Below are 15,548 nucleotides of genomic sequence, written 5' to 3' on the forward strand. Positions count from 1 at the left end.
CCGCCCTGGATCACGGTGGTCACGTCGTCGAAGTAGCCGGCGCCGACTTCCTGCTGGTGCGACACGAAGGTGTAACCCTTGTCGCGAGCGGCGAATTCCGGCTCCTGCACCATGTTCGTGTAGTGCTTCATGCCTTCGCCGCGGGCGTAGGCGTGGGCGAACTGGAAGGTGTTGAACCAGTTGATGTGGATGCCGGCCAGCGTGATGAACTGGTACTTGTAGCCCAGCGCCGACAAGTCTTCCTGGAAGGAAGCGATCTGGCTGTCGTTGAGGTTCTTCTTCCAGTTGAAGGAAGGCGAGCAGTTGTAGGACAGCAGCTTGCCTGGGCAGGCGGCGTGCACGGCCTGGGCGAATTCGCGGGCGAAGCCGATGTCGGGCACGCCGGTCTCGCACCACACCAGATCGGCGTAAGGGGCGTAGGCCACGCCACGGCTGATGGCCTGCTCCAGACCGTTCTTGACGCGGTAGAAACCTTCTTGCGTGCGCTCGCCGGTCAGGAAAGGCTTGTCGTTCGCGTCGTGGTCGCTGGTGATCAGGTTGGCGGCTTCGGCGTCGGTGCGGGCCAGCACGATGGTGGGCACGCCCATCACGTCGGCAGCGAAGCGGGCGGCGATCAGCTTTTCGACGGCTTCCTGCGTGGGCACCAGCACCTTGCCACCCATGTGGCCGCACTTCTTCACAGCGGCCAGCTGGTCTTCGAAGTGAACGCCCGCGGCACCGGCGGCGATCATGTTCTTCATCAGTTCGAAGGCGTTGAGCACGCCACCGAAACCGGCTTCAGCGTCGGCCACGATGGGCAGGAAGTAGTCAATGAACTCGGGCGAGCCCGGCTCGATGCCACGGCCCCACTGGATTTCGTCGGCGCGCTTGAAGGTGTTGTTGATGCGGCGGACCATGGTCGGCACCGAGTCGTAGGCGTACAGCGACTGGTCGGGGTACATGGTTTCGCTGGTGTTGCCATCGGCGGCGACTTGCCAGCCCGACAGGTACACCGCTTCCAGGCCCGCCTTGGCTTGCTGCATGGCTTGACCGGCGGAGATGGCACCGAAGGCGTTGACGTAGCCCTTCTTGGCGCCGCCGTTGACTTTGTCCCACAGCTTTTCGGCGCCGCGCTGGGCCAGGGTGTACTCGGGCTGCAGGCTGCCGCGCAGACGCACCACGTCAGCGGCGGAGTAGCCGCGCTTGACCAGCTTCCAGCGGGGGTTGGTGGCCCAGTCTTTTTCCAGGGCTTCGATTTGCTGTTGACGGCTCAGCTGCGCATTCAGGGCTTTGGTCATGGAATCACTCCGTGAGGTTGAGAGAAGGGTTGCCGGTCGGACTCGGCAGAGCACCAACCGATGGGTGAACTTTAAGTCTTATAGAAGACTTTGTGAAGCTCTTATGTCTTATATAAGATAAAAATTTTCTTCAGCAAAATCAATGACGTTTCTTGTTATTTTCTCAATGCAAAAATTAGTCTCTCAGATCAAGAAAAAATGTCGCGCCGCAGCATCCGATCATTTCACATGACGACAAGACATTGCACGGATCTGTTGAGCGCTTGCTGGCTTCGGGCATGATGCGCGCCATGCATTCCACGGCCCACCTCGCCCCCCCACCCGCTCGCTGGCCGGCCTATGCCGCGCTGGCCTTGAGCATGTCGCTGGTGGGCAGCTACGTCGCCTTGTCCAAACCGCTGGTGGCGGTGTTCCCCGTCTTCCTGCTGGCGTGGTTGCGCTTTGGCATTGGCGGCCTGGCCATGTGGCGCTGGCTGCGCAGGCCGGCGAACGAGCCGCCAATGACACGGCGCACGCGGGGTTTGTTGTTTCTCGAATCCTTCCTGGGCAACTTCCTGTTTTCGATCTGCATGCTGTTTGGCGTGCGCCTGACCACCGCCGTGGCCGCCGGGGTGGTGATGTCCGCCATCCCGGCGGTGGTCGCCCTCCTGAGCTGGTTGTTCCTGCGCGAGCGCATCGGCCGCCGAACGCTCGCGGCCATCGTCTGCGCAGCGCTGGGCATCGGGCTCTTTTCGTTGCAAAAGCCTGCCAACACCGGGGCGATGGCCGCGGTTGAAACGGCGTTCGGACTGCCCCTGCCGGTCTGGGGCAACCTGCTGGTGTTCGCTGCGGTGGTGTGCGAGGCCTCGTACGTGGTCATCGGCAAGCGCCTGACCGACGGACTCGGGCCCAAGCGCATCTCAGCCATCATCAACCTCTGGGGCTTCGCCCTGGTTACCCCTGTGGGCGCGTGGGCGGCTTGGCACTTCGATTTCGGCACAGTCGGCGCGCCGCTGTGGGCACTGCTGCTGTTCTATGGTTTGGCGGCAAGCGTCTGGACGGTGTGGCTCTGGATGACCGGTCTCAAGACCGTGCCGGCCTCACGTGCCGGCGTGTTCACCGTGATGCTGCCGGTGAGTGCTGCGGCCGTTGGCGTGCTGTTCATGGACGAACGGCTGACCGCAATGCAATTGCTGGCGTTCGGCATCGCACTGCTGGGCCTGGTGTTGGCCACCCTGCCGGGCCGGAACGCATCGCCTCCGGCCTGAACGCTCACAGGCAGAACAGGCCGGTGGGGTTGGTCAGCCCCATCCACAGCGCCCAGCCGGACGTGACCGCCAGCGCCAGCCCCGCCAGCCGGATCGCCCAGGCGCCGGACGCACCGCGGCGCAGCCGCAGCAACAGCCAGGGCGCGATGGTCAGCGAGATCGACGTCCCGAAAGAGAACAGCGCCATCACGACCGCCCCCTCCCAGGCGCTGGCCGTCAACGAGGCCACCAGCAGCGCCGAATACAGCAGACCGCAGGGCATCAATGCCCAGGCCACGCCGAGCACGACCGGCGCGCGCGGCCCCAGTTGGGACAACACGGGACGTGCCTTGCGCCACACCATTTGTCCGAAGTTGTCGATCCAGGCCGGCTGGCGCGCACGCCAGATCAGCGCCAGCCCCAGCAGAAAAACGGCGGCGTGGAACATGGTCCACACGGGACGAATGGCGATGGTGTTGGTGCCCAGCAGCGCCAGGCCCTGCACCGAACCCGCGGCAAAGGCGCCGAACAGCGAGTAGCCGACCATGCGGCTGAGCTGGAACGACCACAGCGCCTGCGTGCTGCGTTCGCCCGCCGCGCGGCTGATGCCCGCGCACGCCGCGCCGCACATGGCCACGCAATGCGGGCCACCGACCAGCCCCATGAACAAGGCCGTCACGGCCATCGAAGTCTGCATGCGCGAACTCTAGCAGCGCCCTCCCCTGGCGGGAGGACGGCCCCTTCGACAAGTCAGATGATTTTGGAGAACCGGGCCCGGTCGATATCGACCTGGAGGTACTTGTCGAACACCATGGCGATCGCGCGCACCAGGTACCAACCTGTGGAGGTGACCTGCACACCGCTGTTGTCGATGGTGACCAGACCGTGCTCGGCCAGCCCCGCCAGGGTTTCCAGTTCTTTGGCGAAATAGCTCTTGAAGTCGATCAGATGACCAAGCTCGATCGACTCGTACTGCAGCGCGCCTTGGCACATGATGGACATGATGACCGAGCGGCGCAGCAGGTCATCGCGCGTGAGCGCCAACCCGCGCACGATGGGCAGGCGCCCCTGGTCCAGCGCGTCGTAATACTCTTCGAGCGTTTTGGCGTTCTGGCTGTAGGTCGCACCGATGCGGCCGATGGCCGAGACACCGAGCGCGATCAGATCGCAATCGGGCTGGGTGCTGTAGCCCTGGAAGTTGCGGTGCAGGCGACCCTGGCGCTTGGCCACAGCCAGCGCGTCGGTGGGCAGTGCGAAGTGGTCCATGCCCACGTAGACGTAGCCGGTGTCGCTCATCGCATCCAGCGACATCGAGAGCATGGACAGCTTGTCGCCCGGGCTGGGCAGTTCCGCTGTGACGATGCGGCGCTGCGGCTTGAAGCGCGAGGGCAAGTGCGCATAGGCGTAGAGCGCGATGCGGTCGGGCCGCAACTGGGCGACCTGGCCCAGCGTGCGTTTGAACGATTCGGGCGTCTGCAGCGGCAGACCGTAGATCAGGTCCACATTGACCGACTCAAAGCCGATCTTGCGGGCGGTCTCGACCAGAGCGAACACCTGCTCGGCCGGCTGCACGCGGTGCACCGCCTTCTGCACCGCCGGGTCGAAGTCCTGCACACCGAAGCTCAAGCGGTTGAACCCGAGTCGGGCCAGGGTCTGCAGGCGCTGATCGGTCACCGTGCGGGGGTCGACCTCGATCGAATACTCGCCGCCGGGCACCAGGGTGAAGTTGCGGCGAATCATCGCCATCAGGTCTTCCAGTTCGGCGTCGGACAAGAAGGTGGGCGTGCCACCCCCCAGGTGGAGCTGGGAAACGCTGTGGCCCTTGCCAAAGTGCTGGACCTGCAGCTCCACCTCGCGGGACAGGTAACGCAGGTACTCGGCCGCACGCTCGTGGTGTTTGGTGATGACCTTGTTGCACGCGCAGTAATAGCAGACCGACTCGCAGAATGGCACGTGCACGTACAGCGAGAGCGGCAATGCCAGCGAGCCGGCGCGGCGTTGTTCCAGCGCCTGGATGTAGTCCCCCTCAGCGAACGCTTCGACAAATCGATCGGCGGTCGGATACGAGGTGTAGCGGGGGCCTGGGATGTCGAACCGCTTGAGCAGTTCGTCAGAAATAGCGTGGCTCACAGACAAATCTCCAAATCTGGAGGTCGAATGTGCACCATCCGTTCCGACGCTCCTTTGATCTTGATCAAACCCGCTCCCACTGGTGAACATCGACCGCTCGCAAGTGCGCGTCGCGCAGGCCTTTTCTCGACATCTGCGTGACGTATGCGTTAAGCTTGACCCGGATTCGCCAGGAAATTTATGGACGCTCAAAGCATCAAAGTCGCCTGCTCCAGCTGCAACCTGCGGGAGTTGTGCCTGCCCATGGGGCTCAACCCCGATGAGATGAGCAAGCTGGACAACGTCATCTCTGCGCGCCGCCGCATCAAGCGCGGCACCGCCCTGTTCAACACGGGCGACAAGTTCACCTCGCTCTATGCGGTGCGCTCGGGTTTCTTCAAAACCTGCGTCACCACCGCCGACGGGCGCGACCAGGTCACGGGCTTTCAGATGACGGGGGAGATCATCGGTCTCGACGGCATCGTGAGCGACCGCCACTCCTGCGACGCCATCGCACTGGAAGACGCTGAGGTCTGCGTCATGCCCTTCGACCAGGTCGAAGAACTCTCGCGCGAATTCACCACGCTGCAACACCACGTGCACAAGATCATGAGCCGCGAGATCGTGCGCGACCACTCCGTGATGCTGTTGCTGGGCAGCATGCGCGCCGAAGAGCGGCTGGCCGCTTTCCTGCTGAACCTGGTGCAGCGCCTGCATGCCCGCGGCTTCTCTCAGTCCGAACTCATCCTGCGCATGACGCGCGAGGAAATCGGCAGCTATCTGGGCATGAAGCTGGAAACCGTCAGCCGCACCTTCTCGAAGTTCGTCGAGGAAGGCATCATCGAAGTCAAGCAACGCTACGTGCACATCAAGAGCACCGACGGCCTGCGACAGATCGTCAACCCCCAGACCGGCCGCTGACACGCCCCAGGGTTCGGTTGAAAAAAAGCCCCGTCAGGCAACACCTGCGGGGCTTTTTACCGGGTGCTCCCGGAAATTCTTCAGCAGCAGTTGCCGCTCTTGGCACAGTCTTTGGGACGCTGGTCCGGGGACACCGGACAACGGTTGACCTCAAACGGTGACAAAGCCAACAGCGTGGTCAACGCGCTGGACGCCATGGCGCCCAGCCAGAAAACAAAGAACGAGACCGTGTAGACGGTTTGTCTCGACCATTCCAGCGCGTGACCGGACCAGTGCAACTCGCTGGGATCGACCAGCGCGAACACCAGCATCTCCAGCACGGCGGCGACCAAAAAGGCCGGCCAGGCAATCCACATCCACCGTTGAGCCCACATCCTGTCGTCTCCTCTGTTGCGCGTTGAACCTGGAGTGAATCACCCCACCTCCAGGCGGTTGTGGCGGGCCAACGCCCGTCAGGGTGCCTTGGGAACCACCGGCGAGGCGGCGTGGTTGCGCGCCTGGTTGGCCGGCTGCAGCGTGATCAGCGCATCGACCTTGGCCTGACCATCCAGTTTGGCGGTGGCGGCCTTGAGATCGCGCTCGAAGTCTTCCTTGTTCAGCACCGGGTCGGCACCTCGCACAGCGATGACGGCGGTGATGATCGCGGCCACCACCACCACCAGCGGCCCGCCGACCACCAGCCACATGTGCGGCACCCGCCACCATGCGACGGGCTCGGAGGGGTGTTCGGAAGAGGCGGTGGCTGTGTTCATGGTGGCGTTTGCTGGGACAGGTGGACCAAGTCTACTCAACGAGGCACAAGGAAGGCGGCTTTTTCGGTCACGTGGGCCGGGTCGTCGCCGGTGGAGCGGACATCGAAGTGGATCGCATGCGAGCCACTGGGCGCAGCGCCAGGCGGAATCTGAACGCGCAGCACGGCCGAACGCACTTCGGTCGGCAACACCTCGACCTCCGACTCGGAAGCGATGGCGATGCCGGGCAAGCCGCTGACGCTGATGCGGTAGCGCTGCGTGTGCTCGGTGGCATTCATCACCTGCAGGCGGAACACGTTCTCGATGCGTCCTTTTTCGACCATGCGGGCAAGCGCACCGCGGTCGCGAATCACGTCCACTTTCAGCGGTGTGCGCAGGTACAGACTGACCATCACGGCCACGGTGATCAGCAGCAGGATGCCGGTGTAGACCAGCACCCGAGGACGGAACGCGCGACGGACCATCTGCGCACTGCTCCAGCCGTTGGCCATGCCGTTCTGGGTGGAGTACTTGATCAGCCCGCGCGGATAGCCCACCTTGTCCATGACCTCATCGCACACATCGATGCAGGCGCCACAGCCGATGCACTCGTACTGGAGGCCTTTGCGGATGTCGATGCCTGTGGGACAGACCTGCACGCACAGCGTGCAATCCACACAGGAACCCAGGCCCAGTGTCGCCGGATCGCTCTTCTTCGAACGCGGCCCGCGCGGTTCGCCGCGGTGCTCGTCATAGGTCACGATCATCGTGTCCTTGTCGAACATGGCGCTCTGGAAACGCGCATAGGGACACATGTACTTGCAGACCTGCTCGCGCATGAAGCCCGCGTTGCCATAGGTGGCAAAGCCGTAGAAAAAGATCCAGAAGGTTTGCCAAGGCCCCAGGGACGCGGCCAACGACAGCACGGCGAGTTCGCGGATGGGCGTGAAATAGCCCACAAAGGTGAAACCGGTCCAGAGCGAGAACAGGATCCACAGCGCGTGCTTGAGCCACTTCTTGCCAAATTTTTGGGCCGACAGATCGGACTGGTCCAGCCGCATGCGGGCCGAACGGTCGCCCTCCACCTTCTTCTCGATCCAGAGGAAGATCTCGGTGTAGACCGTTTGCGGGCAGGCATAACCGCACCACAAGCGCCCGGCAATCGCGGTGAACAGAAACAGCGCCAGGGCCGAAATGACCAGCAGTCCGGTCAGGTAGATGAAGTCCTGCGGGTACAGGACCAGACCGAAGATGTAGAAGCGACGCGCTTCAAGGTCGAACAGCACGGCCTGGCGCGCGTTCCACTGCAACCAGGGCAGACCGTAGAAGACGATCTGGGTGATCCACACCGTCAGCCAGCGCCACTTCGAGAAGAAACCCGCGACGGAGCGCGGGTAGATTTTTTGCCGTGACGCATACAGGGACACCAGTTCCTCGCCGTCGGGCTGCGCGCCGGCATGCGCTGCCGGGACAGCCGTTGGATGGGATGGGGTGTCGGGTGTCGCTGTGGTCACGGGTTCGAGCGGAAAGAAAATCGGAAAAGAAAACGGGCGGTGATGACACCGCCCGTGATGCTTTAGCGCTTACTTGGCGGCCTTGTTGGACAGACCCCAGACATAAGAAGCCAGCACATTGATCTGCGCTTCGTTGAGCAGCGCGGACTGGGCGGGCATCTGGTTGGTGAAGCCCTGGTTCACGGCCTTGATGATGGCGTCCTCACCGAAACCATGCAACCAGGTGTCGTCGGTCAGGTTGGGCGCACCCGTGGCGTGCATGCCTTTGCCGTCGGCACCGTGGCAAGCGGCGCACGCGGCGAACTTTTCCTTGCCCTGGGCTGCACGGGCAGCGTCGGTCTCGGTCTTGGACAGGCTCAGCACGTACTGGGCCACGTTGCGCACATCTTCGGCAGAGCCGATTGCGGCAGCCATGGGGGGCATCACGCCGGTGCGACCGTTGCCGATCGTGGTCTTGATGTAGTCAGCACCCGTACCACCCAGCCAGTCGCCGTCGGCGAGGTTCGGGAAGGTCTTGGCACCGCGCGCATCGGAACCATGGCACTGGGCGCAGTAGTTCATGAACAGGCGCTCGCCAATGGCCATGGCCTGTGCGTCCGCCGCCATGTCTTCGGGCTTCATGCCCTGGAACTTGGCGTAGATCGGTGCGATGGCGGCTTCCACCTTCTGCACTTCAGCGGCGTGCTGTCCTTGCGAAGACCAGCCCAGGGCACCCTGGAACTTGCCGAACATCGGGTACAGCGCGCCATAGGCCAGGCCAAACACGCAGGTGATGATGAACAGGTACACCCACCACTTGGGCAGCGGGTTGTTGATCTCCCGAAGGTCGCCATCCCACACGTGACCGGTGGTGTTGTCGTGCACGGTGGCTGCCTTGGTCGTGCCCGCGATCCACAGCAGGATCAGGCAGGCGATGATGCTGACCAAGGTCAGTCCCGCCACATAGAGGTTCCAGAAATCGCTCGTAAAGTCGCTCATGATGTTTCTCTCTTTGGTGGGCGCATCAGTCTTCGTTGAAAGGCAGCTGGGCCGCCTCTTCGAAGTTGGACTGGTTGCGCTTGGACCACGCCCAGGCCACGATGCCCACGAAGGTCAGCAGGCTGATCACCGTGGTAATGCTGCGCAGATCGTTGATGTCCATGTCCATCACCTTTATTGGGCTTTGGCGTCGGTCGCCGGGGCGGCGGCAGCCGCGGCTGCGGGAGCAGCTTCCGCCGCAGCAGCGGGAGCTGCAGGCGCTACTTCAGCGGCCGGTGCGGCGGCAACAGGCTTGGTTGCGCTGCGCGCGGTGCCCAGAACCTGCAGGTAAGCGATCACAGCTTCCAGCTGGGTCTTGCCTTTGACGTCTTCGACCGACTTGGCGATCTCTTCGTCGGAGTACGGAGCGCCCAGTGTGCGCAGCACCGACATGCGCTTGGGCATGCTGTCGGCATCCACCGTCTTGTTCGCCAGGAAGGGGTAGGCCGGCATGTTGGACTCGGGCACCAGATCACGCGGATTGTTCAGGTGCACGCGGTGCCATTCGTCGCTGTAGCGACCACCGACACGGGCCAGATCGGGACCGGTGCGCTTGGAACCCCACTGGAACGGGCGGTCGTAAACGAACTCGCCAGCCACCGAGTAAGGGCCGTAGCGCAGGGTTTCGGCCTGGAAGGGACGGATCATCTGCGAGTGGCAGTTGTAGCAACCCTCGCTGACGTACACGTCGCGCCCTGCCAGTTGCAGCGCGGTGTAGGGCTTGAGGCCCTCAATCGGCTGCGTCGTGGACTTCTGGAAAAACAGGGGAACGATTTCCACCAGACCGCCGACCGCCACCACAAGCGTGATCAACACGATCATGAGGAAGTTGTTGGTTTCAATCCGGGCGTGGCCGGTCGTGATTTCGTGTGAAGACATCTTGTTTTACTCCTCAGGCGTGGGCTGGGTTGACAGCCAGCACGGGCACGTCTTGTGCACGGCCGCGCAGGGCGGTCATGGTCACGTTCCACAGCATCAGGATCATGCCGCCGAGGTACAGCAAGCCACCCAGCAGACGGATCACATAGAACGGGAAGGTGGCCTTGACGGACTCGACGAAGGTGTAGGTCAGGCTGCCGTCGGGGTTGACCGAGCGCCACATCAGACCCTGCATCACACCGGCAATCCACATCGCGGCGATGTACAGCACGATGCCGATGGTGGCCACCCAGAAGTGGATTTCGATGGCGGGGACCGAGTACATCTTCTTCTGGCCGAACAGGCGCGGAATCAGGTAGTACAGCGAACCCATGGACACCAGACCCACCCAGCCCAGAGCGCCGGAGTGCACGTGGCCCACGGTCCAGTCGGTGTAGTGCGACAGGGCGTTGACGGTCTTGATGGACATCATCGGGCCTTCGAAGGTGGACATGCCGTAGAACGACAGGGACACGATCAGGAAGCGCAGGATGGGGTCGTCACGCAGTTTGTGCCAGGCGCCCGACAGGGTCATGATGCCGTTGATCATGCCGCCCCAGCTGGGGGCCAGCAGGATCAGGGAGAAGACCATACCAACCGACTGAGTCCAGTCCGGCAGCGCGGTGTAGTGCAGGTGGTGAGGACCTGCCCACATGTAGGTGAAGATCAGCGCCCAGAAGTGGACGATGGACAGGCGGTAGGAGTAAACCGGACGCTCGGCCTGCTTGGGGATGAAGTAGTACATCATGCCCAGGAAGGCGGCCGTCAGGAAGAAGCCCACGGCGTTGTGGCCGTACCACCATTGCACCATCGCGTCCTGCACGCCGGCATAGGCGGAATAGGAATGCGTCAGGCTGGTCGGGATGGCCAGGTTGTTGAAGATGTGCAGCAGGGCAATGGTGATGATGTAAGCACCAAAGAACCAGTTGGCCACATAGATGTGCTTGACCTTGCGGGTGCCCACCGTGCCGAAGAACACCACGGCGTAGGCGACCCAGACCACGGTGATCAGCAAGTCGATCGGCCAGATGAGTTCGGCGTATTCCTTGCCTTCGGTCCAGCCCATGGGCAGGGTGACGACGGCGCCGACAATGGCCAGATTCCAGCCCCAGAAGGTAAGCCAGGCCAGACCATTGGAGAACAAGGGTGTGTGGCAAGTGCGCTGGACGATGTAGTAGCTGGTGGCAAACAGTGCCGAACCACCGAACGCGAAGATCACCGCGTTGGTGTGCAGCGGTCGCAAGCGACCGTAGGTGATCCATTCGATCCCCATATTGAGCTCGGGCCAGGTCAGCTGGGCGGCGATGATCACGCCCACCAACATCCCCACCACGCCATAAATCACGGACATGATCGCGAACCCGCGAACCACCCCGTCGTTGTAGACCGCCGGCTGGCTGGCCTTTGTTGTCACGGACATACAGAACTCCTCATAAATGTCACCACTGGGAGTGTGCTTATTGGCACCTCCCACCACCTTGACTTAAGTCAATCGCCTCCGAGAATGCGGCCGCCCTCGCGTTCGATGTTGTCGAACTGGCCCGCGTGCAGCGCCCACCAGAACAGACCGATAACCACAAACACGAGAACCACCGACACCGGAACCAGCAAATACAGAATGTCCATGAATGCACCTCGGAACGCCGCAAAGCGTAAAGACGACGGATGTTACGCAGACTGACCCATACCCATCACGGTATTTGACGAGTCGACGCGGTTATTGGAGGCCAGACGCAGGGCGTTGGCGATAACCAGAAACGAGCTGCCCGCCATGCCCAGGCCGGCCAGCCAGGGCGGCATCCACCCCACCAGGGCCATGGGCACCGCGACGGCGTTGTACAGCGCCGCCCAGATCAGGTTCTGGCGCACGATGCGCATGGTGAAGCGGGCGTGTTGCAGCGTGTTGACGACATCCATCACCCGTCCGCCCTGGATCACATAGTCGGACTGGGCCTGGGCCAGCGGCGCCGCATGACCCAGCGCGAAGGACGTGTCGGCGCGCGCGAGCACCGGCCCATCGTTGAGACCATCTCCGACCATGGCCACGCGCACGCCCTGCGATTGCAGGCGCACCACCTCGGCCAGCTTCTGTTCGGGCGTGGCACCGGCAATCACATGGTCCACCCCGACCGCAGCCCCCACCTGGCGGGCGGCGGCTTCACGGTCGCCCGAGAGCAGCCAGGTCTGGATGCCCAGTTCGCGCAGCCGGGCCACCGCCGCCGCAGCGTCCTCGCGCAAGCCCTCGCTCAGCTCGAAGGTCGCGATCCAGCCTTGCTCGTCGGCCAAGTAGGCGCGCGGTGTGGCGTCTTGCGTGCCTGCAGGGGTGGCGCCGCAGAAGGCGGCAGATCCCAGCCGCAGCCAGCCGCCATCGGGGCGCACGCCCTGCAGACCCTGACCGGCTTGCTCGGTGATGTCAGCGGTGCCCGGGACGGGAACGAGACCCGACGCCGCCTGCACCAGCGCGCGCGAGACGGGATGCAAGGAACCTTGCGCCAGCGTCACGGCCAGGGCCAGCGCCCGTTCGCGGTCGACACCTGCGCGGGTGCGCACGGCGGCCAGCAGCAACCGGTCATGGGTCAGGGTGCCGGTCTTGTCGAAGATCACCGCACCGATGCGGGACAGCACCTCGAACGCCTGCAGGCGCCGCACCAGGATGCCACGGCGTGCCAAGGCCCCCGCCGCGCTCAGCATGGCCGCCGGCGTGGCCAGCGACAGCGCGCACGGACAGGTGACGATGAGCACCGCCACCGCCACCGCCAAGGCCTTGGTGTGGTCGATCTGCCACCAGTACACACCGGCCGCCAGCGCGGCCAGCACCACCAGCACCAGGAAAGGCGCGGCGATGCGGTCGGCCAGCACGGCCAGGCGCGGCTTTTCGGTGGACGCTTTTTCCATCAGGCCGACGATCTGCGCGAAACGCGTGTCGCGGCCCAGGCGCTGCACGGTCACCAGCACCGGCCCGGCCAGGTTGAAGCTGCCGGCCACCACCGCGTCGCCGCGCCGGCGCGTGACGGGGTGCGACTCGCCGGTCAGCAAGGCCTCGTCCACGGTCGCGGTGTCGCTGAGCAACGCCCCGTCCCCCGGAAAGGCCTGCCCGGCCTGCACCTGCACGGTGTCGCCCACCACCAGGCGCCGGACCGACACGGTCTCAAAGACGCCATCGGCGCGTTGACGCGCGCACACCTCGGGCAGGCGGTTCATCAACGCATCCAGCGCGCCCGCGGTGCGGTCGCGCGCCTTGAACTCCAGGTAACGCCCCCCCAGCAGGAAGAACACGAACATGGTCACCGAATCGAACCAGACCTCGTGCCCCCAGGGGCCGTGCGGGTCGAAGGTGGCGGCCGAGCTGACCAGGAAGGTGACCAGGATGCCCAGCGTGACCGGCGTGTCCATGCCGATGCGCCCGAGCTTGAGGTCGCGCCAGGCGCCCTTGTAGAACGGCCCGCTGGCGAAAAACACCACCGGCAGCGTGAGCAACCAACTGGCCCAGCGCAGCAGCTGGTTGATGTCGTCGGGGATCTCGCCCGGCGCCGCCACATAGGCGGGCCACGCGTACATCATCACCTGCATGGCGCAGAAACCCGCCACGAACAGGCGCCACAGCGCCTGCCGGGTTTCGCGCAGGCGCTCGCTGATGGAGAAGGCCTGCTGCATCGGCAGCAGCCGATAACCGGTCTGCCCGACCACCTGGGCCAGGCGGGACATGCGGGTCTGCTGCGGGTCCCAGCGCACCGTCAGGCGCCGTGTGGCCGCGTGCACCTGGGCGCTGCGCACACCGGGCAGGCCCTGCAGGGCGCACTCCACCGTGTCGGCGCAGGCGGCGCAGTACATGCCTTGCACCATGAGCACGGACTCGGCCGTGCGACCGCCCTCAGCTTCCGCGTATTCGGTGAAGTCCTGCTGCTCGACCGGATCGTCGAGCACGGCAAAGTCATCGGTGACGGTCAGCGGCCCGCGGTGGGCGCCAAAAATGCTGGTGGAATCGGCGGCGCTTTCAACCGCGAACGGCGCAGCGGCTCCGGGCTCAGCGCTGGTCGGTCGGGCGCGCGCATTCAACAGCCCCGCCGGGGGCACGGCGGTGGCCTCGTTCATGCGACGAGGGTAATTCACAGGGTCGCTCATGCGCTTGATATAAGTCAACCGCACCCAGGCGGTGTTTGATAGCCTATTGTCTGTTGATCCCTTACAACCAACGGAGAAAACCATGTACAAGCGCATCCTCGTGGCCACCGACGGCTCCAAGCTCTCCAACATGGCGGTGGAACACGCCATTGGCCTGGCCGACATCACCGGCGCCGAAGTCATCGCCCTGAAGGTCGTGCCGCGTTACCCGCAAACCTATTTCGAGGGCGGCGTGGCGCTCGCGGCGGCCGAAGTGGCCCGCATCGAAAAGCAGTGGAACGACGAAGCCATGGAAGCCGTGAATGCGGTCAAGGCCGCCGGCCAGAAGATGGAAGTCAAGGTCAAGCCGATCACCGTGAAGTCCGACCTGATCGCCGAGGCCATCATCGCCGCCGCCAAGCGCAACAAGGTGGACCTGATCGTGATGGCGTCCCACGGCCGCAAGGGCATCAAACGCCTGCTGCTGGGCAGCGAGACGCAGCAGGTGCTGACGCACTCGCATATCCCTGTGCTCGTGCTCAGGTAACCCCCGCGCCGCCTTAGGCGTCACCCCCAAGGGGGCAACGCGAGCGACCCGGCAAAGCCGGTTCCGCCGCGTTCTGGGTTTTGTTCACGCGCTCCGGATGCTTGTCCGCAGCGCGTTTTCTCTTCAGGCGAACTCGCTCTTGTACTGATCGCGCAGCAGGTTCTTCTGCACCTTGCCCATGGTGTTGCGCGGCAGTTCGGCCACCACCACACAGCGCTTGGGGATCTTGAAGTTGGCCAGCTTGGCCTTGAGTTCGGCGATCACCCGGTCCGGGGCCACCGTGGCGCCGGGCTTGGCGATGATCACCGCCACCCCCACCTCGCCAAAGTCCGCATGCGGCACGCCGATCACCGCACTCTCGGCCACGCCCGACATGTCGTTGATGTAGCCCTCGATCTCGGCCGGGTAGACGTTGTAGCCGCCCGAGATGATCAGGTCCTTGCTGCGGCCGACAATGGTGACGTAGCCACGTTCGTCCACCTTGCCGACGTCGCCGGTCTTGAAGAAGCCGTCGGCGGTGAACTCCTCGGCCGTCTTCTCGGGCATGCGCCAGTAGCCCTTGAACACGTTCGGGCCTTTCACCTGAATGCCCCCGATCTCGCCCGGCGACACCGCTTTGCCCTCGTCTTCCATCACCCGCAGCGTCACGCCCGGCAGCGGGAAGCCGACCGTGCCGCCGCGCCGCTCGGTGGCGCCGCCGTAGCGCGCGTCCGGGCCGCAGGGGTTGGAGGTGAGCATGACCGTCTCGCTCATGCCGTAGCGTTCCAGGATGGTGTGGCCGGTGCGCGCCTGCCACTCGGTGAAGGTCTCGATCAGCAGCGGCGCCGAACCGGAGATGAACAGGCGCATGTGTGCGGCCTGCGCCTTCGTGAGCGTGGGCTCGGCCAGCATGCGCACATACAGGGTGGGCACGCCCATGAAGACGGTGGCCTCGGTGAATTTGGCGATGGCGAGTTTCGGATCGAACTTGGACAGCCAGATCATCTTGCTGCCGTTGATGAGCGCGCCGTGGATGGCCACGAACAGGCCGTGCACGTGGAAGATCGGCAGCGCGTGGATCAGCACGTCGTCTTTTTGCCACTGCCAGTAGTCGCGCAGCATCACCGCGTTGCTGCGCATGTTGCCGTGCGTGAGCATGGCGCCCTTGCTGCGGCCGGTGGTGCCGCTGGTGTAGAGGATGGCGGCCA

General features: G+C 64.1%; 16 protein-coding genes. 3 read left to right on the plus strand and 13 right to left on the minus strand.

What is annotated here, in order from left to right; all coding sequences use genetic code 11:
• Positions 1–1,277: isocitrate lyase (gene aceA, locus RMP09_RS03290; protein WP_310564581.1), on the minus strand; the 1,277-nt coding region annotated here is incomplete at its 3' end.
• Between the two features lie 359 nt (positions 1,278–1,636).
• Between aceA and RMP09_RS03295 the strand changes: the two genes are divergently transcribed.
• A complete protein-coding gene (locus RMP09_RS03295; RefSeq protein WP_409559678.1) occupies positions 1,637–2,524 on the plus strand; it encodes a DMT family transporter in 888 nt (295 codons plus the stop codon).
• A 4-nt stretch (positions 2,525–2,528) separates the two neighbouring features.
• On the opposite strand, the gene RMP09_RS03300 is transcribed toward RMP09_RS03295, so the two are convergent.
• Together RMP09_RS03300 and hemN are read right to left on the minus strand one after the other, a co-directional pair.
• Positions 2,529–3,200 (minus strand): sulfite exporter TauE/SafE family protein, encoded by a 672-nt coding sequence (locus RMP09_RS03300; protein ID WP_310564583.1) that lies wholly within the window; start codon positions 3,198–3,200, stop codon positions 2,529–2,531.
• A gap of 53 nt (positions 3,201–3,253) precedes the next feature.
• Positions 3,254–4,633, minus strand: a complete 1,380-nt coding sequence (hemN, locus tag RMP09_RS03305; RefSeq protein WP_310564584.1) for an oxygen-independent coproporphyrinogen III oxidase — start codon at positions 4,631–4,633, stop codon at positions 3,254–3,256.
• Between the two features lie 180 nt (positions 4,634–4,813).
• Between hemN and fnr the strand changes: the two genes are divergently transcribed.
• Positions 4,814–5,533 (plus strand): fumarate/nitrate reduction transcriptional regulator Fnr, encoded by a 720-nt coding sequence (gene fnr, locus RMP09_RS03310; RefSeq protein ID WP_310564585.1) that lies wholly within the window; start codon positions 4,814–4,816, stop codon positions 5,531–5,533.
• Between the two features lie 80 nt (positions 5,534–5,613).
• Here fnr and RMP09_RS03315 read toward each other — a convergent pair whose 3' ends face one another.
• The 9 genes from RMP09_RS03315 to RMP09_RS03355 all read right to left on the minus strand — a co-directional run bounded on the left by RMP09_RS03315 (position 5,614) and on the right by RMP09_RS03355 (position 13,805).
• The gene (locus RMP09_RS03315) at positions 5,614–5,907 is read right to left on the minus strand and encodes a hypothetical protein (RefSeq protein ID WP_310564586.1); all 294 of its coding nucleotides are present in this window, start codon (positions 5,905–5,907) and stop codon (positions 5,614–5,616) included.
• A 78-nt stretch (positions 5,908–5,985) separates the two neighbouring features.
• Complete coding sequence (locus tag RMP09_RS03320) at positions 5,986–6,285, minus strand: nitrogen fixation protein FixH (RefSeq protein ID WP_310564587.1); 300 nt, start codon at positions 6,283–6,285, stop codon at positions 5,986–5,988.
• Positions 6,286–6,320: 35 nt separating this feature from the next.
• Complete coding sequence (gene ccoG, locus RMP09_RS03325) at positions 6,321–7,778, minus strand: cytochrome c oxidase accessory protein CcoG (protein ID WP_409559679.1); 1,458 nt, start codon at positions 7,776–7,778, stop codon at positions 6,321–6,323.
• Positions 7,779–7,847: 69 nt separating this feature from the next.
• Complete coding sequence (gene ccoP / locus RMP09_RS03330; RefSeq protein WP_310564588.1) at positions 7,848–8,756, minus strand: cytochrome-c oxidase, cbb3-type subunit III; 909 nt, start codon at positions 8,754–8,756, stop codon at positions 7,848–7,850.
• Positions 8,757–8,781: 25 nt separating this feature from the next.
• Complete coding sequence (locus RMP09_RS03335) at positions 8,782–8,919, minus strand: cbb3-type cytochrome c oxidase subunit 3 (protein WP_310564589.1); 138 nt, start codon at positions 8,917–8,919, stop codon at positions 8,782–8,784.
• A gap of 11 nt (positions 8,920–8,930) precedes the next feature.
• On the minus strand, positions 8,931–9,674 hold the full coding sequence (gene ccoO / locus RMP09_RS03340) for a cytochrome-c oxidase, cbb3-type subunit II (RefSeq protein WP_310564590.1): 744 nt from the start codon (positions 9,672–9,674) through the stop codon (positions 8,931–8,933).
• Positions 9,675–9,687: 13 nt separating this feature from the next.
• Complete coding sequence (ccoN, locus tag RMP09_RS03345; RefSeq protein ID WP_310564591.1) at positions 9,688–11,133, minus strand: cytochrome-c oxidase, cbb3-type subunit I; 1,446 nt, start codon at positions 11,131–11,133, stop codon at positions 9,688–9,690.
• A gap of 68 nt (positions 11,134–11,201) precedes the next feature.
• Positions 11,202–11,339: a cbb3-type cytochrome oxidase assembly protein CcoS gene (gene ccoS, locus RMP09_RS03350; RefSeq protein ID WP_310564592.1), complete on the minus strand. Its 138-nt coding sequence runs from the start codon at positions 11,337–11,339 to the stop codon at positions 11,202–11,204.
• A gap of 42 nt (positions 11,340–11,381) precedes the next feature.
• The gene (locus RMP09_RS03355) at positions 11,382–13,805 is read right to left on the minus strand and encodes a cation-translocating P-type ATPase (RefSeq protein WP_310564593.1); all 2,424 of its coding nucleotides are present in this window, start codon (positions 13,803–13,805) and stop codon (positions 11,382–11,384) included.
• A gap of 112 nt (positions 13,806–13,917) precedes the next feature.
• Here RMP09_RS03355 and RMP09_RS03360 point away from each other — a divergent pair, with 112 nt between their 5' ends.
• Entirely contained in the window at positions 13,918–14,361 is a 444-nt protein-coding gene (locus RMP09_RS03360; RefSeq protein ID WP_310564594.1) for a universal stress protein, read from the plus strand.
• Positions 14,362–14,484: 123 nt separating this feature from the next.
• On the opposite strand, the gene RMP09_RS03365 is transcribed toward RMP09_RS03360, so the two are convergent.
• On the minus strand, positions 14,485–15,548 hold a 1,064-nt coding region (locus tag RMP09_RS03365), incomplete at its 5' end, for an AMP-binding protein (RefSeq protein ID WP_310564595.1).

It is taken from the genome of Hydrogenophaga sp., from assembly GCF_031426985.1.
Taxonomy (GTDB): domain Bacteria; phylum Pseudomonadota; class Gammaproteobacteria; order Burkholderiales; family Burkholderiaceae_C; genus Hydrogenophaga.